The organism is Rhodoplanes azumiensis (assembly GCF_042682915.1).
Classification (GTDB): Bacteria; Pseudomonadota; Alphaproteobacteria; order Rhizobiales; family Xanthobacteraceae; genus Rhodoplanes; species Rhodoplanes azumiensis.
Map to the genome: position 1 here is coordinate 32,555 of NZ_JBHUIW010000030.1, position 21,909 is coordinate 54,463.

Annotated in this window: 19 protein-coding genes; 18 read left to right on the top strand and 1 reads right to left on the bottom strand. The window is 70.6% G+C overall.

What is annotated here, in order from left to right; all coding sequences use genetic code 11:
- Positions 1-41: 41 nt before the first annotated feature.
- The 3 genes from ACFSOX_RS20625 (at position 42) to ACFSOX_RS20635 (ending at position 2,437) form a co-directional block, all read left to right on the top strand.
- Positions 42-539 carry a GNAT family N-acetyltransferase gene (locus tag ACFSOX_RS20625; protein WP_378479727.1) on the top strand — a complete coding sequence of 166 codons (498 nt, stop codon included), beginning with the start codon at positions 42-44 and terminating at the stop codon, positions 537-539.
- A 12-nt stretch (positions 540-551) separates the two neighbouring features.
- The gene (locus ACFSOX_RS20630; protein ID WP_378479709.1) at positions 552-1,247 is read left to right on the top strand and encodes a 4'-phosphopantetheinyl transferase family protein; all 696 of its coding nucleotides are present in this window, start codon (positions 552-554) and stop codon (positions 1,245-1,247) included.
- A 158-nt stretch (positions 1,248-1,405) separates the two neighbouring features.
- Positions 1,406-2,437 (top strand): histone deacetylase family protein, encoded by a 1,032-nt coding sequence (locus ACFSOX_RS20635; RefSeq protein ID WP_378479710.1) that lies wholly within the window; start codon positions 1,406-1,408, stop codon positions 2,435-2,437.
- Between the two features lie 81 nt (positions 2,438-2,518).
- Here ACFSOX_RS20635 and ACFSOX_RS20640 read toward each other — a convergent pair whose 3' ends face one another.
- Positions 2,519-3,004 carry a hypothetical protein gene (locus ACFSOX_RS20640; protein WP_378479711.1) on the bottom strand — a complete coding sequence of 162 codons (486 nt, stop codon included), beginning with the start codon at positions 3,002-3,004 and terminating at the stop codon, positions 2,519-2,521.
- A 69-nt stretch (positions 3,005-3,073) separates the two neighbouring features.
- On the opposite strand from ACFSOX_RS20640, the gene ACFSOX_RS20645 reads away from it, so the two are divergent.
- The 15 genes from ACFSOX_RS20645 to ACFSOX_RS20715 form a co-directional block, all read left to right on the top strand.
- Positions 3,074-3,658 (top strand): ANTAR domain-containing response regulator, encoded by a 585-nt coding sequence (locus ACFSOX_RS20645; protein ID WP_378479712.1) that lies wholly within the window; start codon positions 3,074-3,076, stop codon positions 3,656-3,658.
- A complete protein-coding gene (locus tag ACFSOX_RS20650) occupies positions 3,658-4,701 on the top strand; it encodes a CmpA/NrtA family ABC transporter substrate-binding protein (RefSeq protein ID WP_378479713.1) in 1,044 nt (347 codons plus the stop codon). Before ACFSOX_RS20645 ends, ACFSOX_RS20650 begins: the two co-directional genes overlap by 1 nt.
- A 323-nt stretch (positions 4,702-5,024) precedes the next feature.
- Positions 5,025-6,332, top strand: coding sequence for a CmpA/NrtA family ABC transporter substrate-binding protein (locus tag ACFSOX_RS20655; RefSeq protein ID WP_378479714.1), 1,308 nt, complete (start codon positions 5,025-5,027; stop codon positions 6,330-6,332).
- 180 nt (positions 6,333-6,512) lie between these two features.
- On the top strand, positions 6,513-7,439 hold the full coding sequence (gene ntrB / locus ACFSOX_RS20660) for a nitrate ABC transporter permease (RefSeq protein ID WP_378479728.1): 927 nt from the start codon (positions 6,513-6,515) through the stop codon (positions 7,437-7,439).
- Positions 7,440-7,450: 11 nt separating this feature from the next.
- On the top strand, positions 7,451-8,260 hold the full coding sequence (locus tag ACFSOX_RS20665; protein WP_378479715.1) for an ABC transporter ATP-binding protein: 810 nt from the start codon (positions 7,451-7,453) through the stop codon (positions 8,258-8,260).
- A gap of 133 nt (positions 8,261-8,393) precedes the next feature.
- The gene (locus tag ACFSOX_RS20670; RefSeq protein WP_378479716.1) at positions 8,394-9,656 is read left to right on the top strand and encodes an NAD(P)/FAD-dependent oxidoreductase; all 1,263 of its coding nucleotides are present in this window, start codon (positions 8,394-8,396) and stop codon (positions 9,654-9,656) included.
- A gap of 10 nt (positions 9,657-9,666) precedes the next feature.
- Positions 9,667-11,445 carry a NirA family protein gene (locus ACFSOX_RS20675; RefSeq protein ID WP_378479717.1) on the top strand — a complete coding sequence of 593 codons (1,779 nt, stop codon included), beginning with the start codon at positions 9,667-9,669 and terminating at the stop codon, positions 11,443-11,445.
- Positions 11,442-13,061 (top strand): sulfite reductase subunit alpha, encoded by a 1,620-nt coding sequence (locus tag ACFSOX_RS20680; RefSeq protein WP_378479718.1) that lies wholly within the window; start codon positions 11,442-11,444, stop codon positions 13,059-13,061. Before ACFSOX_RS20675 ends, ACFSOX_RS20680 begins: the two co-directional genes overlap by 4 nt.
- An 11-nt stretch (positions 13,062-13,072) precedes the next feature.
- Positions 13,073-15,730: a molybdopterin-dependent oxidoreductase gene (locus ACFSOX_RS20685; RefSeq protein ID WP_378479719.1), complete on the top strand. Its 2,658-nt coding sequence runs from the start codon at positions 13,073-13,075 to the stop codon at positions 15,728-15,730.
- Entirely contained in the window at positions 15,717-17,219 is a 1,503-nt protein-coding gene (cysG, locus tag ACFSOX_RS20690; RefSeq protein ID WP_378479720.1) for a siroheme synthase CysG, read from the top strand. Before ACFSOX_RS20685 ends, cysG begins: the two co-directional genes overlap by 14 nt.
- Positions 17,220-17,555: 336 nt before the next feature.
- Positions 17,556-17,906, top strand: a complete 351-nt coding sequence (locus tag ACFSOX_RS20695; RefSeq protein ID WP_378479721.1) for an STAS domain-containing protein — start codon at positions 17,556-17,558, stop codon at positions 17,904-17,906.
- On the top strand, positions 17,903-18,271 hold the full coding sequence (locus ACFSOX_RS20700) for a response regulator (RefSeq protein WP_378479722.1): 369 nt from the start codon (positions 17,903-17,905) through the stop codon (positions 18,269-18,271). The genes ACFSOX_RS20695 and ACFSOX_RS20700 overlap by 4 nt, the downstream gene beginning before the upstream one ends.
- Positions 18,268-20,433: a chemotaxis protein CheA gene (locus tag ACFSOX_RS20705; RefSeq protein WP_378479723.1), complete on the top strand. Its 2,166-nt coding sequence runs from the start codon at positions 18,268-18,270 to the stop codon at positions 20,431-20,433. Before ACFSOX_RS20700 ends, ACFSOX_RS20705 begins: the two co-directional genes overlap by 4 nt.
- Positions 20,434-20,451: 18 nt before the next feature.
- On the top strand, positions 20,452-21,000 hold the full coding sequence (locus ACFSOX_RS20710; RefSeq protein ID WP_378479724.1) for a chemotaxis protein CheW: 549 nt from the start codon (positions 20,452-20,454) through the stop codon (positions 20,998-21,000).
- The coding region (locus ACFSOX_RS20715) for a HAMP domain-containing protein (RefSeq protein ID WP_378479725.1) at positions 21,000-21,909 on the top strand (910 nt) is incomplete at its 3' end. The genes ACFSOX_RS20710 and ACFSOX_RS20715, both read left to right, overlap by 1 nt.

Below are 21,909 nucleotides of genomic sequence, written 5' to 3' on the forward strand. Positions count from 1 at the left end.
GGCCCGGTCCCGGCGCGCCGCCGGAGCATGCAGCCGTGGACATGACGACGAAGCCGAGAGTCCGAGGGCTCTTTCCGGGGGCGCCCGCGCCGGCGAGCGTGCGGCTCGCCGACGTGACGGCCGACAACTGGCGCGACGTCGCCGCCCTCGAGCTCGAGCCCGAGCAGCGCGACCTCGTCGCCGGCAATCTCTACTCGATCGCCGAGTCGAAGTTCGATCCGCTGGCGCGACCGCGCGCCATCTACGCCGGCAGCGAGCTGGTCGGCTTCCTGATGTACGACGTCGGCGACGAAGACCCGCGTCGCGCCGTCATCTATCGGTTCATGATCGACCGCCGCTTCCAGGGCTTCGGCTACGGCCGGGTGGCGCTGGAGCGGGCGCTCGACGAGATCCGCGCGGTTCCGGGCGTCGCCACCATCGCGATCTGCTACGAGCCCGCCAACCCGGCCAAGAAGCTCTATGCCAGCGTCGGCTTCGTCGAGATCGGCTCCGACGAGGACGGCGAGGTCATCGCCGAGCTTCCGGTGGTCGCAGCCTAGGGTGGGGCGCAGATGTTGGTCGACGGCGACATCACGCACGATGCGGCCGCGGCGGCCGGGCGGACGCCCACCCCGCCGTCGACCGGCCCCGGTGTCGCGGACCTGCAGCGCGTGCTCGACGCGCTCGCTCCCGGCGTCGCGGCCGGCTGCCGCGCGATCCGTCCGGGCGACGAGGCGGCGCTGCGCGAGGCGGAGGCGGACTCGATCCTCTCGACCATCGTCGCGGTGCGGCGCGCCAGCGGCGCGGCCCGGGTGGTCGCGCGGGCGCTGCTCGACCAACTCGGCCATCGCGACGTCGTGCTGGTGCGCACCGCGTCCGGAGCGCCGGTATGGCCCGACGGGATCGTCGGCTCGCTGGCGCACGACCAGGAGGTCGCGGTCGCCGCGGTGGCGAAGCGATCGGGCGTCGCGGCGCTCGGCATCGACGTCGAGCCGGCCGAGCCGCTGCCGGACGACATCGTCGATCTGGTCGTCACGGCGGCGGAGCGCGACGGGCTGGACCGCGATCCGCTGCACGGGCGCCTGCTGTTCGCCGCCAAGGAAGCCGTGTACAAGGCGATGCATCCGCTCGACGGGGTCTTCCTTGATTTCCACGACATCGTGGTCGACCTCGCCGCCCGCACGGCCGTCGTCCCGAGCGGCCGTATCCTCGATCTCGCCGTCTGCCGCGCGCCGCGGATCGTCGTTCTCGCCCTTCTGCGCGCGTGATCCATGGTACAGCATCGTCATTCCGGGACGGCGTGAAACGCCGGACCCGGACTCCAGCCACGGACACCGTGCTCGTAACTGGAGTCCGGGTTCGCGAGCCGCGCGATCGCGCCCCGGAATGACGGTGAGGCCAACCGCGAGGCTCGGTAACGCACGTCATGATCACGATCTACAGCGACGCTCACGCCCTGCACGACGGCAAGGCGGAGCTGCACGACGGCAAGCTGGTGTCGAGCTTCGAGATGCCGCGCCGTGCCGCGCTGGTGCTCGCCCGCGTCGAGGAGGTCGGTCTCGGGCCGGTGTCGCCGCCGAAGAACTTCGGGCTCGATCCGGTGCGGCGCGTGCATGCGCCGGACTACGTGGCGTTCCTCGAGACCGCCTGGGACGAATGGGTCGCCGAGCACGGCGAATACGACGCGCTGCCGTTCACCTGGATCGGTCCCGGCATGCGCCGCGTCGTGCCCGATCATATCGACGGCAAGCTCGGCTACTATTCGTTCGACGCCGGCACGCCGATCACGGCCGGCACGTTTCGCGCGATCAGGACCGCGGCGGACGTCGCGCTCACCGGCGCCGAGCTGATCGTGCGGGGCGAGCGTGCCGCCTTCGCGCTCACGCGGCCGCCCGGTCATCACGCGCATCGGGCCTGCTACGGCGGCTACTGCTTCTTCAACAACGCCGCGATCGCCGCGCAAGCGCTGCGCGACGCCGGGGCCGATCGCGTCGCCGTCCTCGACATCGACTATCACCACGGCAACGGTACCCAGGACATCTTCTACACGCGCGGCGACGTGCTGTTCGTCTCGCTGCATGCCGATCCGGTCCAGGAGTATCCTTATTATCTCGGCTTCGCCGACGAGACCGGTGAAGGGGCGGGCGAGGGTGCGAACGCCAACTATCCGCTGCCCTTCGGCACCGGATTCGAGGCCTGGCGCGCAGCGCTCCACCACGCACTCTCCCGCATCGCCGCGTTTCGCGCCGACGCGCTCGTCGTCTCCCTCGGTGTCGACACCTACAAGGGCGATCCGATCTCGCGCTTCCGGCTCGACACCGCCGACTATCCGGTGATCGGCGCGACGCTCGCCGGTGCGGGACTGCCGACCCTGTTCGTGATGGAGGGCGGCTACGCCGTCGAGGCGATCGGCGTCAACGCGGTCGGCGTGCTGCAGGGATTTCTCGACGCGGCATGAGGTCCGCGCACGCGACCGGACCGGTGCGAAGCGTCGCACCGGTGCGGTCTGTCCGTCGTCACCTGATCAGCGACCGGACCGTCACGGGCAGTACCAGACCGGGCCGATCTGGATGCAGCCGCGGTTGCGCCAGCCCGACGGCCGACCGTCGTAGCGCCGCCAGCCGGGCGGCGGGCCGCGATAGCCGGGGCGCGGACCGTCCCAGGCCCGTCCGCGCCGCCAGTCGTCGCGATCGCCGCGGCGCCCGTCGAATCGGCGTCCGTCGGGGCGTCCGTCGGGGCGTCCGTCACGCATCGCGCGGCTGTCGAAGTCGCCGCGCTGCGCGAGCGTGATCGGCGCTTCGGTCGATCGCGCTCCGCTCGCGGCGTCGTCCTGCGGCGCCGCGGCCGGTGACGCGGCGAGCGCCGACGCGCCGCCCAGCATCAGAACGATAGCCGCTGCGCTCAGGATACTCTTCGCCATGCACTGTCCTCCGGGATGACGTGGTGGTGATCGTTTCGGAAGGACAAAGCCCGAGCGGCGCGCAAGTTTCCCGAGCCGCGGCAAATCGCCCACGATGGTTTGCATCGCACAGTCGTTCCGGCGACAATGCCGGACGCAGGGCAGGGGATGCCGGAGGGGGGTGCGAGCCGCGCGATGCAGGACGGGGTTGTATCCATCGCGGTGGTCGACGCCGACCGCGCCCGCGCCGCGATCGTCGAGGAAGGCTTGCGCGCCGCGGGCATTCCGCGCGTCGCGATCGTGCCGGACTCGCCCGATCTCCTCGACCGTCTCGTCGCGCTGGCGCCCGACGTCGTGGTGATCGCCCTCGACAGCCCCAACCGTGACGTGCTCGAGCAGATGTTCAAGGTCTCGCGCGTCGTCGAGCGCCCCGTCGCCATGTTCGTTGATCGCTCCGACGCCGCCACCATGCAGGCCGCCATCGACGCCGGCGTCTCGGCCTATGTGGTCGACGGCCTCAAGCCCGAGCGGGTGCGCGCCATCGTCGACATGGCGGTGATGCGCTTCAACGCCTACAGCCGCATGCGCCGCGAGCTGGAGGAGGCGAAGACGGCACTGGCCGATCGTCGGACCATCGACACGGCGAAGGGGCTCTTGATGGCCCGTAAGGGTCTGTCCGAGGAGGCCGCCTACGCGCTGCTGCGGCGGACCGCCATGAACGAGAAGAAACGCATGGTCGAGATCGCCCAGGCGATCATCACGGCGGCGGAGCTGTTCTGATGAGTGCGACCCGTCTCACCGTCGGCTGGGTGCCGCTCACCGACGTCGCCGTCCTGATCGCCGCCGCCGAACGCGGCTTCGCGGCGCGCGAGGGGCTCGACCTCGTGCCGGTGCGCGAGGCCTCGTGGGCGAACACCCGCGACAAGCTGGTGTTCGGCCATTTCGACGCGGCCCACATGCTGGCCCCGCTCGCGGTGGCGACGACGCTCGGCCTCGGCCATGTCGCGCTGCCGCTCGTCGCGCCCTTCATGTTCAATCTCGGCGGCAACGCCGTCACGGTGTCGCGGCCGCTCGCCGCGGCGCTCGCGGCCCACGGCGGTCTGACCGGAGACCTGGCCGACGCGGGCGCGGCGCTCGGCGCGGTGGCGCGCGAGCGGCTCGCCGCCGGGCAGGGGCCGCTCACCTTCGCGGCCGTGTTCCCGTTCTCCACCCACGCTTATCAGCTGCGGCTGCTCTTCCTCGCGGCCGGGCTCGATCCCGAGCGCGACGTCCGCCTCGTCGTCGTGCCGCCGCCCTTCATGGTCGACGCGCTGCGGCGCGGCCTCGTCGACGGCTTCTGCGTCGGCAGCCCATGGAACAGCGTCGCGGTCGACCAGGGCGTCGGCACCATCCTGCTGCTCGGCAACGCCATCGTGCCGCGCGCCCCGGAGAAGGTGCTGGCCGTGCCGGCCGAGCGCGCCCAAGCGCCGGAGATCGCCGCGCTGATCCGGGCGCTTGCGGCGGCCGCCGCCTGGTGTGCGACACCGGAGAACCGCGCCGACCTCGCCGCGCTGCTGGCCGAGCCGCGGCATCTCGATGCTCCGGCCGAGGTCGTTCGACGCACGCTCGACGGCGCCCTGGTGATCGACGGCGCCGGCACGGTGCGGTCCGATCCTGATTTCCTGTTGCTCGGCGCCAACCGGCCGGAGCCCCGCCAGGCGGACTGGCTCGCCGACGCCATGGTGGCGGCCGGGCATCTGCCGCAGGACGCCGGGAACGCGGCCAGGGCGGTGTTCCGGGCCGATCTCTACGACGCCGCACTGGCGGCCCGGACACGGGGCTGAGCCGCCGGGTCTGCCCACGGTTTGATCAGTTGCCGTTTTCGCGGTGCCGCAAAGTGGCGCATGGTGAAAGCGTGGCGGCCGCCGCGCCGGCTCGACCTCCAACCTAATCACCGATGAGTACGTGATTTTCCGCAGCGCGGCAGGATTGGCACGCGCCTTGTATATCGATCGTCAGTGGCCTCGCCGACGCTGACGGGGCCGCCTCCCAAACGCAGCAACGCCGCTGCTTCGATCGGTCCAGCGCTCCGCATCCCGGGCGGCGCGTCGTGTCGGTTCGAAGCGGCGGCGTTTTTTGTTTTTTCGCCGACCGAGGACGAGAGAGCATGACCAGCACCCCCCGCGTGCCGCGTTCCACCCGCCGCCGCTTCCTGCGCGACGTCGCCAACACGGCCGCCCTCCTCGCCGCCGCCAAGGCCGCGCTGCCGGCCGGCGCGTTCGCGCAAGGCGCGGGGCCCGAGGTGAAGGGCACCAAGCTCGGCTACATCGCGCTGACCGACGCGTCGCCGCTGATCATCGCCAAGGAGAAGGGCTTCTTCGACAAGCACGGCCTGCCCGACATGGACATCGCCAAGCAGGCCTCGTGGGGCGCGACGCGCGACAACATGGCGCTCGGCACCGAGCGCAACGGCATCGACGGCGGCCACATCCTGAGGCCCAAGACGCATCTCTACTCGACCGGCAAGGTGATGCAGAACAATCAGCCGCTGCCGATGTACACGCTCCTCAATCTCAACGAGGACTGCCAGGCGATCTCGGTCTCCAACGAATACAAGGATCTCAAGATCGAGAAGGACTCCTCGCCGCTCAAGGCCGCCTTCGAGCGCAAGAAGGCGCAGGGCAAGGAGCTCACCGCCGCCATGACGTTTCCGGGCGGCACCCACGATCTGTGGATCCGCTACTGGCTCGCCGCCGGTGGCATCGACCCCGACACCGACATCAAGGTGATCACGGTGCCGCCGCCCCAGATGGTGGCGAACATGAAGGTCGGCAACATGGACTGCTTCTGCGTCGGCGAGCCGTGGAACGAGCAGCTCGTCAACCAGAACATCGGCTACACGGCGCTGACCACGGGCGAACTGTGGTTCCGCCATCCCGAGAAGATCCTCGGCATGCGGGCCGACTGGGTCGACAAGAATCCGCGCGCCACCAAGGCCATCCTGATGGCCGTGATGGAGGCGCAGCAGTGGTGCGACAAGCCCGAGAACAAGGACGAGATGGCCGCCATCATCGGCCGCCGGCAGTGGTTCAACGTGCCGGTGCCGGACATCGTCGGCCGCCTCAAGGGCGACATCAATTACGGCCTCGGCCGCACCGCCAAGGGCACCAATCTCTACATGAAGTTCTGGGGCGAGGGCGGCTCGACCTCCTATCCGTGGAAGAGCCTCGACACGTGGTTCGTCACCGAGAACATCCGCTGGGGCAAGTTCGATCCGGGAATCGACATCAAGGGGCTGGTCGACAAGACCAACCGCTCGGATCTGTGGATCGAGGCGGCGAAGGCGCTCGGCGTGTCGGGCATTCCGACCTCCGACAGCCGCGGCGTCGAGACCTTCTTCGACGGCGTCAAGTTCGATCCGGCCGATCCGATGGCCTATCTGCGCGCCCAGCGCATCAAGCGCGTCACCGTGTGAGGTCGAGGCCGGCCTCGCCTGTTCAGTCCTCGGTCATTCCGGGGCGCGCCGCAGGTGCGACCCCGGACTCCAGCAGCCGGTCCCCGAACGGGTGACCGGATTCCGGGTCCGACGCTCCGCGCCGGCCCGGAACGACGCCTCGAGCACCATCGACCTCAGGAGCCATCCGTGGCGACATCCATGCAAAAGCTCAAGACCGTATCGCAGGTGCGGCTCGCCGCCGAGAGCGGCGCGCCACCCGCTGTCGCGACCACGGCGCCGAAACCCGCGACCGTCGTTCCGCTCGCGCTGAAGGCCCCGCCGCTCGCGGCGCGCGTCCTGCCGGTGGTGCGCCGGATCATCGCGACGCTCCTGCCGCCCCTGGTCGTCACCACGCTCCTGCTGCTCGTCTGGGAGATGGCGTGCTGGAGCCCGACCTCCTCGCTGCCGCCGCCCTCCCGGGTGTGGAGCGAGGCGAGCGACCTGATCCTCGATCCGTTCTTCGTCGCCGGCTCGCAGGACATCGGGCTCGGGTGGCGGGTGCTCACCTCGCTGCAGCGGGTGGCGATCGGCTTCGGACTCGCGGCGATGGCCGGCGTGCTGATCGGCGCCGTCGTCGGCCAGTCGGTGTGGGCGATGCGCGGCTTCGATCCCGTCTTCCAGGTGCTGCGCACCGTGCCGCCGCTCGCCTGGCTGCCGATCTCGCTCGCCGCGTTCCGGGACGCCAACCCGAGCGCCATCTTCGTGATCTTCATCACCTCGATCTGGCCGATCCTGATCAACACCGCGGTCGGCATCCGCAACATTCCGCAGGACTATCGCAACGTCGCGCGGGTGCTGCGGCTCAATCATCTCGAGTTCTTCGGCAAGATCATGGTGCCGTCGGCGGCGCCCTACATCTTCACCGGCCTGCGCATCGGCATCGGGCTCGCCTGGCTCGCCATCGTCGCGGCCGAGATGCTCACCGGCGGCGTCGGCATCGGCTTCTTCATCTGGGACGCCTGGAACTCCTCGCGGCTCCCCGACATCGTCGTCGCGCTCGCCTATATCGGCGGCGTCGGCTTCCTGCTCGACCGGCTGGTGGCGGGCGCCGCCGTGCTGGTCACCCGCGGCACCGCGTCGAACTGATGGAGCCCGTCATGGACGCCTGTCTCAAGGACGCCTATCTGAAGATCGACCACGTCGGCATCAGCTTCTCCCGCGCCGGTGCCACCTCCGAGGTGCTGCGCGACGTGACGTTGCGAATCCAGGCCGGCGAGTTCGTCTCGATCATCGGCCATTCGGGCTGCGGGAAGTCGACGCTCCTCAACATCGTCGCCGGCCTGCTGCGCGCCTCCACGGGCGGCGTGATCCTGGAAGAGCACGAGGTGAACGAGCCGGGACCGGATCGCGCCGTCGTGTTCCAGAACCACAGCCTGCTGCCGTGGCTCACCGTCTACGAGAACGTCGCGCTCGCGGTCGACAAGGTCTTCCGCGGCAAGCGTTCGCGGGCCGAGCGGCGTGAATGGATCATGGAGAACCTCGCCCTCGTCAACATGGCGCACGCGAAGGACAAGCGCCCGGCCGAGATCTCCGGCGGCATGAAGCAGCGCGTCGGGATCGCCCGGGCGCTCGCCATGGAGCCGAAGATCCTGCTACTCGACGAGCCGTTCGGAGCGCTCGACGCGCTCACCCGCGCCCATCTCCAGGACCAGGTGATGGAGATCCACGCGCGCCTGAGCAACACCATGATCATGATCACGCACGACGTCGACGAGGCCGTGCTGCTCTCCGACCGCATCGTGATGATGACCAACGGCCCGGCCGCCACCATCGGCGAGGTGCTGACCGTGAACCTCGCCCGGCCCCGCCGGCGGCTCGAGCTGGTCGACGACCACGAGTACAACCGCTGCCGCGCCGCCGTGCTCGAGTTCCTCTACGCCCGTAATCGCTTCGTCGAGGCGGCGTGAGGCGGCGATGACAGCGGCTCCGGAGTCATGGTCATGAGGTGTTCTGACAGTATCGGGCACGGCCCTCGCCCTTCCTCTCCCCGCGCCGCGGGGAGAGGTGAAGGCGCGCTGATCTCGCGGCTCGGATCTCGCCATGCGTGAGCGGCTGGTCGTCGTCGGCAACGGCATGGTCGGGCTGCGCCTCGTCGAGGAGGTGACGCGGCGGGTGCCGGAGCGCTTCGACATCACCGTCATCGGCGCCGAGCCGGTACCGGCCTACAACCGCGTGCTGCTCTCGGCGCTGCTCGCCGACGAGGTGACGGACGAGGAGTGCCGCTTCCGCGATCGCCGCTGGTATCTGGCCAACCGGGTGCGGCTGATCACCGGCGCGCGGGCGACCGGCATCGACACGGCGGAGCGCGAGGTGCGGATCGGCGGCCACGGCGTCGTGCCGTTCGATCGCCTCGTGCTCGCGACCGGCTCGGAGCCGATTCGACTTCCGGCGCCCGGCATGGACCTCCCCGGCGTGATCACGTTCCGCGATCTCGCCGACGTCGCGCTCATGCGCGAGGCGGCACGGCGCGGGAGCCCGGCCGTGGTGATCGGCGGCGGCCTGCTCGGCTTGGAGGCCGCCTACGGCCTCGCCCGCGCCGGCGTCGCCGTCACGCTCGTCCATCTCGCCGACCGGGTGATGGAGCGGCAGCTCGACCACGGCGCCGCACGGATCGTCGAGGCGGCGATGCGCGAGCGCGGAATCGACATCGTGCTTGAGGCGCAGACCGCCGCCGTGGAAGGCCGTGATCAGGTCGAGGCGGTGCGGCTCGCCGACGGGCGGCGGCTGCCGGCCGGGCTCGTCGTCGTGGCGGTCGGGGTACGGCCGTCGGTCGGGCTCGCCGTCGGGGCGGGCCTGTCGGTCGAGCGCGGCGTCGTGGTCGACGACCGGCTCGCGACCTCGGCACAACGGGTTCACGCGATCGGCGAATGCGTCTCGCATCGCGGCACCGTCTACGGACTCGTCGAGCCCGGTTACGCGCAGGCGGTCGTGCTCGCCCGCCGGCTCGCGGGCGAGGATGCGCGCTATACCGGCACGCTTCTCGCGACCCGCCTGAAGGTCTCGGGCGTGCCGGTGTTCTCGGCCGGCGACGTGACGCCGCCCGCCGGCGCCGAGGTGATCACGCTCTCGGACGCCGCCGCCGGTCGCTACGCCAGACTGGTCGTCGCCGAGAACCGACTCGTCGGTGCGATCCTGGTCGGCGAGACGCGCCATGCCGGCTTCTTCCAGGATCTGATCACGCGCCGCGCCGACGTGTCAGGAATGCGCGATGCGTTGGTGTTCGGGCCGCGCGCCGAGGCGACTGCCGTCGCGTTCGAGCCGGAAACCGAGCCTGCCGCCGAGGCGGTCGCCGAGGCAGCCTGAGGATCGTGCGATGACCGACTTCTCGGCCGAGCAGAAGCGTTATCTGGAGGGCATGGCGGCCGGCATGGCGGTGATGAAGTCGGTCGGCTTCGGCGCGCCCGGCACGCCTGCGGCGTCGGCACCGACCGGGCCCGATGCGCCGCATCTCGCCGCACAGGACAAAGTTCTGGCCGAAGGAAGAAAGCTCGCCGATCAGGAGAAGTGGAAGCGGGCCGAACACCCGCTCGACGCCTATGCGCGGCTGAAGCGCGATGCCGATGCCGGCAAGGCACCGAACCCGCAGGACAACTTCCGCTGGCGTTATCACGGCCTGTTCTGGGTGGCGCCGGCCCAGACCTCCTACATGGCGCGGCTGCGCATCCCGAACGGGATTCTGAATCACTGGCAGTTCGCCGGCGTCGCCGAACTCGCGGAGACATTCGGCGGCGGCTATGTCCACGTGACGACGCGGGCGAATCTGCAGATCCGCGAGATCGCGCCCGAGAACGCCGCGCCGTTCCTCGAAGGCCTGTCGGATCTCGGCCTGACGGCGCGCGGCGCCGGCGCCGACAACATCCGCAACGTCACCGGCTCGCCGACCGCCGGGATCGACCCGCAAGAGCTGATCGACACGCGGCCGCTGGCGCGGGCCTGGCACTTCCACATCCTCAACGATCGCTCTCTCATCGGCCTGCCGCGCAAGTTCAACGTGTCGTTCGACGGCGGTGGGAGAATTCCCGCCCTGGAGGAGACCAACGACATCGGCTTCCAGGCCGTCGAGGTGCTGGACGGCGCCGCGGTGCCGGCCGGCATCTGGATGCGGCTCGTGCTCGGCGGCATCTCGGGCCACCGGGATCTGGCGCGCGACACCGGCGTCGTCGTGAGGCCGGCCGACTGCACGGCCGTCGCGGACGCGATCGTGCGCGTGTTCATCGCCGAGGCGGACCGCACGGACCGGGCCAAGGCGCGGCTCAAATACGTGCTCGATCGGCTCGGCTTCGAGACGTTCCTCGCGAAGGTCGAGGCGGTGCTGGGCCGCCGGCTCGATCGGGTCGATGCGGCGCAGGTCGCGCCGCGCCCGGCGACCGACCGCATGGGCCATCTCGGCGTGCATCCGCAGCGGCAGATCGACCGTGTCTATGTGGGCGTGGTCGTCCTGGTGGGACGTCTCACGGTGGACCAGGTCCGCGGTCTCGCCGCGATCGCGCGGGATCTCGGCGACGGCGATATCCGATTGACGGTCTGGCAGAACCTGATCATCTCCGGCGTCGCGGCCGAGCGCGCCGGCGACGTGGAGCGACGCCTCGCCGACCTGGGGCTGTCGGCGCAGCCGAGCTCGATACGGGCGGGCCTCGTCGCCTGCACGGGGATGACCGGCTGCAAGTTCGCCAACGCCCACACCAAGGAGCACGCGCTGAAGATTGCCGATCACGTCGAGGGGCGGCTCGCACTCGACGCGCCGGTCAACATCCATCTCACCGGCTGTCCGAACTCCTGCGCCCAGCACTATATCGGCGACATCGGATTGATCGGCGTGAAGGTGCCGGTCGGCGACGACGGTGACACGGTGGAAGGCTACGACATCGTGGTCGGCGGCGGCTTCGCCGAGAACGCCGCGATCGGCCGCGTGCTATGGAGCGGCGTTCGCGCCGATGCGGCCGCCGATCACGTCGAGGCGCTGCTGCGGGCTTATCTGGACGGCCGCCGCGGACCCGCCGAGACCTTTCAGCAGTTCACGCTGAGGACGGGCATCGATCACCTGAAATCCCTGGCGCCGCGCGAGGTGCGCGCCCTGGAGGCCGTCGAATGAACGCATCCGTGCAACCACCGTCCGTCTACGTGCTGCCCGAGACGGCGCCGTTCTCGGCCGAGCAGCGCGCATGGCTCGGCGGCTTCTTCGCCACGCTCGCGGCTCCGGGTGCACCGCTGCCCGTCGCGGCCCCGGACGGCGCCGGCGCGTCCATGGGTTCGGCCCTCGCCGACAACGACGACGCACCCTGGCACGATCCCGCCCTGCCGCTCGCCGAGCGCCAGAAACTCGCCGAGGATCGTCCCCTGGCGCCGCGCCTGATGGCGGCGATGGCGCAGCAGGACTGCGGCCAGTGCGGCTACACCTGCGCGGCCTATGCGAACGCGCTGTTCACCGGTGCCGAGGCGCGGCTCAATCTGTGCGCGCCGGGCGGCAAGGAGACGTTTCGCGCCGTGAAGGCGCTCGCCGCCGAGATCGGTGGTGCCACGACGAGCGCGTCGCCGTCGCTCGCCTCGACCGTGATCGAGAACACCGTGATCGAGACCGCCCCCGCGGCGCCGGCCGCGCGCGGTTTTTCCCGCGAAGCGCCCGTCGAGGCGGTGCTGGTCGGCCGTCGCCGTCTCAACGGTCCCGGCTCCGAGAAAGAGACGTTCCACGTCGATCTCGATCTGTCGGAGAGCGGCGTGACCTACACGGTCGGCGACAGCCTCGGCGTGCTCGCGAAGAACGCCCCGGGCCTGGTCGATGCGGTGATCGCGCAGCTCGGCGCGCGGCCCGAGGGGCTCGTCGCCGGCAAGCCGCTGTTCGAGGTGCTCACGAACGACGTGTCGCTCGGCGCCGCGCCCGATGCGTTGTTCCAGCTCTTCTCCTATGTGACCGGTGGGGCGCTGCGCCGAAAGGCGCGGGCGCTCGCCGCCGGCGAGGATCCGGACGGCGACGCCGCGACGCTGGACGTGCTCGCGGCGCTGATGAAGTTCGGCGTGCGCCCGTCCGCCGAGGCCTTCGTCGAGGCGCTCGATCCGCTGCAGCCGCGGCTCTACTCGATCTCGTCGTCGCCGAAGGCCGATCCGGGTCGCGTCTCGCTCACGGTCGACGCCGTGCGCTACACCGTGAACCGTCGCGGCCGCTTCGGCGTCGCCTCGACCTATCTGGGCGAGCGCCTCGCGATCGGGGCGCGGGTTCCGGTCTACGTCCAGCGGGCGCACGGCTTCGGCGTCCCGCAGGATCCGGCGACGCCGCTGATCATGATCGGCCCGGGCACCGGCATCGCGCCGTTCCGGGCCTTCCTGCAGGAACGCGCCGCGACCGGCGCGCCGGGGAAGAACTGGCTGTTCTTCGGCCACCAGCGACGTGATCACGACTTCTTCTACGAGGACGAGTTGAACACGCTCAAGGACGCCGGCGTGTTGACCCGGCTGTCGCTCGCCTGGTCACGGGACGGAGCCGAGAAGTTCTACGTGCAGGATCGCATGCGCGAGGTCGGGTCCGAGCTGTACGCCTGGCTCGAGGAGGGCGCGCAGGTCGCGGTCTGCGGCGACGCCAAGCGGATGGCCAAGGACGTCGAGCGCGCGCTGGTCGACATCGTCGAGCGGCACGGCGGCAGGACGGCTGACGCCGCCGTCGCCTACGTGGCCGCGCTGAAGAAGGCCGGTCGCTATCAGGCCGACGTGTATTGAGGGCGCTCGCCATGGCCTTCGGGACTGCGTCCGTGCGAACCACCTGCCCGTATTGCGGCGTCGGCTGCGGCGTCGTCGCCACGCCGGACGGGCAGGGCGGTCTCGCGATCGCGGGCGATCCCGCGCATCCGGCCAACTTCGGCCGGCTGTGCTCGAAGGGGGCCGCGCTCGGCGAGACGCTCGGCCTGTCGACCCGGCTCCTGCATCCCGTCGTGGACGGAAAGCAGGTCGACTGGGCCACGGCGCTCGATGCCGTCGCGTCCCGCCTCACCGAGGTGATCACGACACACGGCCGCGAGAGCGTCGCCTTCTATCTCTCGGGTCAGCTCCTCACCGAGGACTATTACGTCGCCAACAAGCTGGCGAAGGGCTTTCTCGGAACGCCGCATGTCGACACCAACTCGCGGCTGTGCATGGCGTCCTCGGTCGCCGGCCATCGCCGCAGCTTCGGCGCCGACGTGGTGCCGGGCTGCTACGCCGATCTGGACGAGGCCGATCTGATCGTGCTGGTCGGATCGAACGCGGCGTGGTGTCACCCGGTCTTGTTCCAGCGCATCGTCGCGGCGCGCCGCGCCCGCGGCACGCGGCTGATCGTGGTCGATCCACGCCGCACCGCGACGGCCGAGGAGGCCGACCGGCATCTCGCGATCGCACCCGGTCAGGACACGGTGTTGTTCGCCCATCTCCTGACGCAGCTCGCCGATACCGATGCGCTCGACCGGGCGTTCATCGAGACGCACACGACCGGCTTCGGCGAGACGCTCGCCCGCGCCCGCGAGATCGCACCGTCGCTCGCCGCCACGGCCACTCGCACAGGCCTGTCCGAGGCCGAGGTGAGCGAGTTCGTCGGCGCTTGGCGCGACACCGATAAGGTCGTGACCGTCTATTCGCAGGGCGTGAACCAGTCGGCGCAGGGCACCGACAAGGTGACCAGCATCGTCGCCTGCCATCTCGCCACCGGGCGTATCGGAAAGCCCGGCACCGGGCCGCTGTCGTTCACCGGACAGCCGAACGCGATGGGCGGCCGCGAGGTCGGCGGCCTCGCCAACATGCTGGCCGCACACATGGGCTTCGCGCCGGCCGAGGTCGATCGCGTGCGCCGCTTCTGGAACGCGCCGCACATCGTCACGGGCGAGGGGCTGAAGGCCGTCGACCTGTTCGACGCCGTCGCCGACGGTCGCATCAAGGCGCTGTGGGTGATGGGCACCAACCCGGCCGTGTCGCTGCCGCGTGCCGACGCGGTGCGGACGGCGCTGCAGACGCTCGATCTGCTTCTGGTCTCAGAAAACGTCGTGTCGAACGACACGCTCGGCGCCGGCGCCCATGTCAGGCTGCCGGCCGCCGCGTGGAGCGAGAAGGACGGCACCGTCACGAACTCCGAACGGCGCATCTCGCGCCAGCGCGCCGTGCTGCCACGGCCCGGCGAGGCGAAGCCGGACTGGTGGATCCTGTCGGGCGTCGCGGCGCGGCTCGGATACGGCGCCGCCTTCGCCTACACGTCGCCCGCTGCGATCTTTCGCGAGCACGCGGCGCTGTCCGGCTTCGAGAACGACGGGGCGCGCGCCTTCGACATCTCCGGCCTCGCCGATCTCGGCGACGAGGAATACGACGCGTTGGCGCCGATCCAGTGGCCGGTGCCGCGCGGGCAGCGCGAGGGCACGGTCCGGCTGTTCGGTGCCGGCGGGTTCGTCACGACCGACGGCCGCGCCCGCTTCGTGCCGGCCGCGATGCCGACGCTGGCCGCCGCGGTGTCGCCGCGTTATCCGCTTCGCCTCAACACCGGCCGTATCCGTGACCAGTGGCACACGATGACGCGCACCGGCCTGTCCCCGCGGCTCGGTGCGCATCGGCCCGAGCCCTTCGTCGAAGTGCATCCCGACGACGTCGCGCGCTTCGGCCTGTCTGACGGCGGCTTCGCAAAGGTCGAGACGGCGCACGGCGAGGCCGTCCTGCGCGTCGTCGCGACCGAGGTGGTGCGGTCCGGCGAGATCTTCGCGCCGATCCACTGGACCGCCGAGACGTCCTCGCACGGCCGCGTCGGACCTCTGGTCGCGGGGGCGACGGATCCGTATTCGGGCCAGCCCGAAGCGAAGGCGACGCCCGCGACCATGACACCGGTGACGATGCGGCGTGCCGGCTTCGCGCTCTCGCGCGGGCCGTTGTCGTTGCCGGACGGTCTGTGGTGGTCCCGCATCGCCGTCGCTGGAGGCTTCGCCTGGAGCCTCGCAAGCGACGCGCCGATCGAGGCGCTGGTGCCCGCGATCCGCGCGCTGTTCTCGGATTGCGAGTGCGCCGAGCTGCACGATCCGGCCCGCGACGTGATCAGGATCGCGGCGTTCGCGGACGCCCGGCTCGCCGGTGCCGTCTTCATCGGTCCGGCCGGGCAGGTACCGCGCTGGGAGACGCTGGCGCCGATGGTCGGCGAGGCCTTCGCGCCGGCGACGCGCCTCGCGCTGCTCTCGGGCCGCGCCCCCGACGGGGCGGCGGCATGCGGGCCGCTGGTCTGCGCGTGCTTCTCGGTCGGGCGCGATGCGATCCTCGCCGCGGTCGCGGCCGGCGCGACCGACACGGCTGCGATCGGCGCGGCCGTGATGGCCGGCACCAATTGCGGCTCGTGCCTGCCCGAGCTGAAGCGGCTTCTCGCGGAGGTGTCCCGTGCCGCAGCCTGATCGCCACCCGGAGGAAACGCACGCCGGCGGCCTCGCGCCGCTCGCCGTGCTGCCCGTGTTCGTGCCGCTGCGCGGACAGCGGGCCGTCGTGATCGGCGGCTCGGCCGGGGCGGCCTGGAAGGCGCGGCTGCTCGCTTCGGCCGGGGCGCTCGTCGACGTGATCGCCGAAGCGATGTCCGACGAGATGCGCGCCGCGCCGCAGTCGGTGCCGGACGGCGCCGTCGCGCTCCACGCGCGCGCCTGGCGGCCCGAAGACTTCGAGGGGGCGCGCGTCGTCGTCGTCGCGCTGGAGGACGAGGCGGATGCGCAGGCGGCTGTCGCGGCGGCGCGTCGCGCCGGCGCCATCGTCAACGCGGTCGATCGGCCGCATCTGTGCGACGTGCAGTTCGGCGCCATCGTCAACCGCTCGCCGCTGGTGGTCGGCATCTCGACCGACGGGGCCGCGCCGGTGCTCGCCCAGACGCTGCGCTCGAAGATCGAGGCGCTGATCCCGGTCGGCCTCGCGCGCTGGCTCGACGCCGCCAAGACGTGGCGGGCCGAGGTCGCCGACCGCGTCGCCTCGATGACGGCGCGTCGTGGCTTCTGGCAGCGCTTCGCCGACCGCGCCTTCCACGAGCCGGATCGCAGCCCGACGCGCGACGACCTCGACGAACTGCTCGCCGGCGGCGCCGGCGAAGGGGAGGGGACCATCACGCTGGTCGGCGCCGGCCCGGGCGATCCGGAGCTGATGACGCTCGCGGCCGTGCGGGCGCTGCGCAGCGCCGACGTGGTGCTCTACGACGATCTCGTCGCACCCGAGGTGCTCGCCTTCGCGCGGCGGGAGGCCCGCACGCTGCTCGTCGGCAAGACCGGGCATCGCCCCTCCTGCCGGCAGGACGACATCAATGCCCTGATGGTCGGCCTCGCCCGGCGCGGCAAGCGCGTGGTGCGGCTGAAGAGCGGCGACCCCGGGGTGTTCGGCCGTGCCGGCGAGGAGATCGCGGCGGCGCGCGCCGCCGGGATCGCGATTTCCGTGGTGCCGGGCGTCACGGTCGCACAGGGCGCCGCGGCCGGACTTTCCGTGTCGCTCACCGCCCGCGGCGTGGCGCGCCGCGTTCAGTACGTCACGGGCCACGATCGCGATGCCCGGCTGCCCGACGATGTGGACGGCACGACGCTGGCCGATCCGTCCGTCACCACCGTCGTCTACATGCCACGTAAGACCTTGCCGGCCTTGGTCGCCCGGGCACTCGCCGCCGGCCTGCCGCCGACCACACCGGCCGTCGCCATCGTGAACGCGACCCGGACCGACGAACGTGACGTGATCACGAGCGTTGCCGGTCTGCTGCGCGCCGTCGAGGCCCTGCCGTCCGGGCCGTGTGTCGTGATGATCGGGGAGGCGATGCGCGCGGCGGTATCGCGCAGCCTCGCCGACGACGTGAGCCAGCATTCCGCCCGCGCGCCGGCCTGCATGACGGCCATGCGGAAATCCGCCGCGGTGCGCGTCTGATCACGTCCGATCACAACGCCAGGGTGGTCGGAGCGGTCCCGCAGGGGCGTCGCGTTTACGATTTTCGCGACGGCGTGGACCCGCCGAAATGCCACGGGCCGTTGCATGTTTCCATGTTCGCGACAGCTTCGCGACGCTGCAACCGGTAACGCCTCGGCCACGGGTCGAGACGAACTCTAAACGATGTTTATCGGGTCTTTATTAGTAAGTACCAATTACCCAGGCTATCACCTGTTAAGTCTGGCTTAAAACCGGACCGGGTACGTTCCGTGGCGGAAAGCCGAGAGAGGGCAATGCGATAAGCGCGTGGCCCGGTGATCGCCACAGGTGTGTGACGTGATTAGTAACAACCTGAATGTCGTCCCGGAGGTCGCGGTCGTCGACCTCGCCGGTGCGCAGACGGTCCGCACCATCGCGGCCGCGCACGAGCGGCTCCGGGCCGAGCTCGGTCGTGCCGACGCGGTGCAGATCCGGCTCGACGACGTCTCCGAATTCGACCTCTCGCTCGTCCAGCTCGTCCTCGCCGCCCGGCGCAGCGCACGAGCGGCCGGCAAGTCTCTCCACCTCGCCGCGCCCGTCGGGGGGGCGCTCCTCCGCGCTCTCGACCGCGCCGGCTTCCTCGCCGTCGATCCCGCCGACCCGTGCGGCGGCTCCGCGTTCTGGCTGCAAGCAACGGATCATCCATGAGCAAGACCATTCTCAACGTCGACGACTCCGCCAGCGTGCGCCAGATGGTGCAGCTCACGCTGCAGGGAGCCGGATACCGCGTGCTCCAGGCGAACGACGGCGCCGACGGCCTCGCCAAGGCGAAGGCCAATCCGGTCGACATGATCGTGACGGACCTCAACATGCCGGTGATGAACGGCCTCGCGCTGATCCGCGAGCTGCGCAAGCTGCCGAGCTATCGCGGTGTGCCGATCCTGTTCCTCACCACCGAGTCCGACGCCAACGTGAAGAAGGAGGCCAAGGAGGCGGGCGCCACCGGCTGGATCACCAAGCCGTTCCAGCAGGAGCAGCTCGTCGCCGTGGTCAGGAAGGTTCTCGGCGCATGACCATCGTCGATGCAGCGGACACGTTCCGCCAGGAAGCCCAGGAGCTCCTGGAGCAGCTCGAGCACACGCTCCTCGACCTCGAGCACCGGCCCGGCGACGCCGATCTGATCGACGCCGCCTTCCGGGCGCTCCATACGTTGAAAGGCTCGGGCGCGATGTTCGGTTTCGACCGGCTCGCCGCCTTCACGCATCACGTCGAGAGCGCGTTCGATCGTGTCCGCAAGGGCGAAGTGGCGGCGACGGCCGAGCTGATCGCGCTCACCCTCCATGCGAAGGATCAGATGCGGCGCCTGATCGAGGCGCCGGCCGAGGCCGACGAGGCGGCCAGCGACACGATTCTCCGCGGGCTCCACCTGATTCTCGCGAACGGGCCGGCGAACGGCGCTCCCCACGCCGTCGTGCCCGGCGCGACCCGGCCGGCCGCCGCGGCCGCGGCGGCCGAGCAGACGTTCCGCGTGACCTTCCGCCTGCCCAAGGGTGCGATGGCGACCGGCACCAATCCGCTCCTGCTGATCGAGGATCTTCATTCGCTCGGCACCGCGACCGTGGTGGCGCGCACCGGCGACGTTCCCGCGCTCGACGAGATCGACCCGCTCGATTGTCACGTCGGCTGGGAGGTGCTGCTCACCACGGCGAGGCCGCGCGACGCGATCGAGGAGGTGTTCATGTTCCTCCTCGACGACATGGAGCTGAGCATCGTGCCGGTCGCCGCGGACGCCGCTGCGGCTTCGGCGCCTGCCGTGTCGAGCGACGTGCCGGTCCTGTCGGACCCGGCGACCGCCTGGAACTCCCTCGACAAGCGCGCCGCCGCCGCGGCTCACGGCGAACCTTGCCCCGAGACCCGCTCCGCGTCGCCGCCCGCGGCGTCCGCTCCGGCCGCTCCGGCCGCTGCGACCGCTGCGACTGCTGCGACCGCACCTGCCGCTGCGGCCGCAGCGGGCCAGACCGCGTCCGGAACGGCTTCGGCCGCGTCCGCCGGACGCCACGGCACCGGCAGCATCCGGGTGCCGGCGGAGCGGCTGGACGAGCTGATGGACCGGGTGGGCGAGCTCGTCATCGCCCAGTCGCGGCTCAAGCAGATCGCCGCAGCCTCGCTCGATCCGCAGGTGAAGTCCGTCACCGAAGAGATCGAGCGCCTCGCCCGCGAGCTGCAGGACACCACCATGGGTGTCCGCATGATGCCGATCGGCTCGCTGTTCGGTCGCTTTCGCCGCCTCGTCCACGACCTCTCGCGCGATCTCGGCAAGGACATCGAGCTGATCACCTCGGGCGAGGAGACCGAGCTCGACAAGACCGTGATCGAGCGGCTCGCCGATCCGCTCGTCCATCTCATCCGCAACGCCGCCGACCACGGCCTCGAGCCGCGCGACGGCCGCGCCGCCGCCGGCAAGCCGGCGACCGGTCGCGTCTCGCTCACCGCGCGTCACGCCGGCGCCGCCGTGCTGATCTCGGTCGGCGACGACGGCCGCGGGCTCGACCGTGACCGTATCCAGGCGCGCGCCGAGGAGAACGGCCTGATCGCGCCGGGCGCTCGGCTCGCCGACGAGGAGCTGTTCAAGATCATCTTCGCGCCGGGGTTCTCGACGGCCCGCGAGGTGACGAGCCTGTCCGGCCGCGGCGTCGGCATGGACGTGGTGAAGCGCACCATCGACGATCTGCGCGGCTCGATCGACGTGAGGAGCACGCCGGGCCAAGGCTCCGAGGTGACGCTGCGTCTGCCGCTCACGCTCGCGATCATCGACGGCCTCCTGGTGCGGGTCGGGAAGGGCCGCTACGTCATCCCGCTCGGCGCCGTCGAAGAGTGCGTCGAGCTCACGCCGGAGGACGATCTGCGCGCCAAGGGCCGCTGCTTCCTCAACATCCGTGGCGACCTCGTTCCCTATATCCGACTGCGCGAGCAGTTCGCCTCGCGGCTGCCGCCCGATCCTTATCAGAAGGTCGTCATCGTCTCGGCCGGCGGCTTCCGGGTCGGGCTCGTCGTCGATCAGGTGATCGGCGACCATCAGACCGTCATCAAGTCGCTGTCGCGGCTTCACGCCGGCATCGGGGTGTTCTCCGGTGCCACCATCCTGGGCGACGGCAGTGTCGCCCTGATCCTCGACGTGCCGCAGCTCGTCGCCGACGGGCAGGCCACCGAGGAGCGGCTCAAGGCCGCGAGCTGAGCCGCGAAAGACAACGCCATGAACCGCTTCGAAACGTCCGATCACGATGCCGGCCGACCCCTCGAGGTGCTGACCCTGGATTTGCAGGGCCAGACCTTCGCCCTCGAGGCGTCCCAGGTGCGCGAGATCCTCGATCTCGTGCCGGTCACCGAGGTGCCCGGGAGCGAGCCCTTCGTCAACGGTCTGATCAACGTGCGCGGCAAGGTCGTGCCGCTCGCCGATCTGCGCCTGAAGTTCGGCATGGAGCCGGCGCCCGACACGATCGACACCCGCATCGTCGTCACCGAGATCGAGATCGACCGGGTGCCGACCGTGATCGGCATCCGGGCCGACAAGGTCCACGAGGTGACCGAGCTCGCCGCCTCGGCCCTGGAGGACGTGCCGCGCGTCGGCACCCGCTGGCGGCAGGACTACATCCGCTTCATCGGCAAGCGCGGCGACGACTTCATCGTCGTTCCCGATCTCGCCCGCATTCTCTCGCCGTCGTCCGCCGAACCGGCTCTCGACGCAACCAAGTCAGAGCGACGACCGACCTGTACGCCGGCCGCGCGTTCAGGAGACCTGTGATGCGCTTCACCATCAAGCTCAAATTGGCGCTCGCCTTCGCCGTGGTGATCGTCCTGTCGGGCGTCACGGCCTGGCTCGGCATCTCGAATCTCGCCACGCTCGACGCGACGCTCACGCGGGTCGTCGACGTACCTGTCCAACGCCTCGCCTTCTCGCTCGAGATGAATACCTCGCTCGTCTCGATCGTCCGGTCCGAGCAGAACATGCTGATGGCCGAGACCAAGGACGAGATCCTGCGCTATGGCAACGAGCTCGTTCAGGAGCGGCAGGCGCTCATGGCGCGTATCGACAAGGCCGACGAGACGGCCGCGGCGCAATACAAGTCGATCTGGGCCAACAATCGGAGCCTGCTGAATCAGATCGGAGCACTTCAGGACAAGATCCGTGGTCTGGTCGATCAGGGCGCCCGTGATCAGGCTCGGGCGATATCGACCGGCGAACGGCGCAAGCTGACGGCCGATCTCCAGAAGCAGTTCGAGCGCGGCGCCGACATCAATCGCGGCCTGCTGGAGGACGCCAAGAAGGCCGCGAACGCGCAGTACGAGGGCGCCCGCGATCTGATGCTCGGCGTCGTCGGGGTTTCGCTTCTGTTCGCCGCCGTGATCGCCGTCTGGATGGCGACGAGCATCAGCCGCAGCCTCGCCAGGGCCGGGGCGCTCGCCCAGGCGGTCGCCGCCGGCGACCTCACCCGCACGGTCGATGTGACATCCAAGGACGAGATCGGCGATCTGATCGGCCACGTCAACGTCATGGTGGCGAAGCTGCGGCAGGTCGTCGCCGAAGCGCTCGCCGCCGCCGACAACGTCTCGGCCGGCAGCCAGGAGCTGTCGTCGAGCGCCGAGGAGCTGTCGGAAGGCGCGACCGAGCAGGCGGCGTCCGCCGAGGAGGCGTCGTCCTCGATGGAGGAGA

Excerpts from the sequence above, each read along its gene's own strand:
- ACFSOX_RS20685 (WP_378479719.1), top strand. The coding sequence starts at position 13,073 with ATGGCCTTCGGGACTGCGTCCGTGCGAACCACCTGCCCGTATTGCGGC.
- ACFSOX_RS20710 (WP_378479724.1), top strand. The coding sequence starts at position 20,452 with ATGAACCGCTTCGAAACGTCCGATCACGATGCCGGCCGACCCCTCGAG.
- ACFSOX_RS20625 (WP_378479727.1), top strand. The coding sequence starts at position 42 with ATGACGACGAAGCCGAGAGTCCGAGGGCTCTTTCCGGGGGCGCCCGCG.
- ACFSOX_RS20705 (WP_378479723.1), top strand. The coding sequence starts at position 18,268 with ATGACCATCGTCGATGCAGCGGACACGTTCCGCCAGGAAGCCCAGGAG.
- ACFSOX_RS20645 (WP_378479712.1), top strand. The coding sequence starts at position 3,074 with ATGCAGGACGGGGTTGTATCCATCGCGGTGGTCGACGCCGACCGCGCC.
- ACFSOX_RS20635 (WP_378479710.1), top strand. The coding sequence starts at position 1,406 with ATGATCACGATCTACAGCGACGCTCACGCCCTGCACGACGGCAAGGCG.
- ACFSOX_RS20675 (WP_378479717.1), top strand. The coding sequence starts at position 9,667 with ATGACCGACTTCTCGGCCGAGCAGAAGCGTTATCTGGAGGGCATGGCG.
- ACFSOX_RS20655 (WP_378479714.1), top strand. The coding sequence starts at position 5,025 with ATGACCAGCACCCCCCGCGTGCCGCGTTCCACCCGCCGCCGCTTCCTG.
- ACFSOX_RS20670 (WP_378479716.1), top strand. The coding sequence starts at position 8,394 with ATGCGTGAGCGGCTGGTCGTCGTCGGCAACGGCATGGTCGGGCTGCGC.
- ACFSOX_RS20665 (WP_378479715.1), top strand. The coding sequence starts at position 7,451 with ATGGACGCCTGTCTCAAGGACGCCTATCTGAAGATCGACCACGTCGGC.
- ACFSOX_RS20650 (WP_378479713.1), top strand. The coding sequence starts at position 3,658 with ATGAGTGCGACCCGTCTCACCGTCGGCTGGGTGCCGCTCACCGACGTC.
- ACFSOX_RS20630 (WP_378479709.1), top strand. The coding sequence starts at position 552 with ATGTTGGTCGACGGCGACATCACGCACGATGCGGCCGCGGCGGCCGGG.
- ACFSOX_RS20700 (WP_378479722.1), top strand. The coding sequence starts at position 17,903 with ATGAGCAAGACCATTCTCAACGTCGACGACTCCGCCAGCGTGCGCCAG.
- ACFSOX_RS20680 (WP_378479718.1), top strand. The coding sequence starts at position 11,442 with ATGAACGCATCCGTGCAACCACCGTCCGTCTACGTGCTGCCCGAGACG.
- ACFSOX_RS20640 (WP_378479711.1), bottom strand. The coding sequence starts at position 3,004 with ATGCAAACCATCGTGGGCGATTTGCCGCGGCTCGGGAAACTTGCGCGC.
- ntrB (WP_378479728.1), top strand. The coding sequence starts at position 6,513 with ATGCAAAAGCTCAAGACCGTATCGCAGGTGCGGCTCGCCGCCGAGAGC.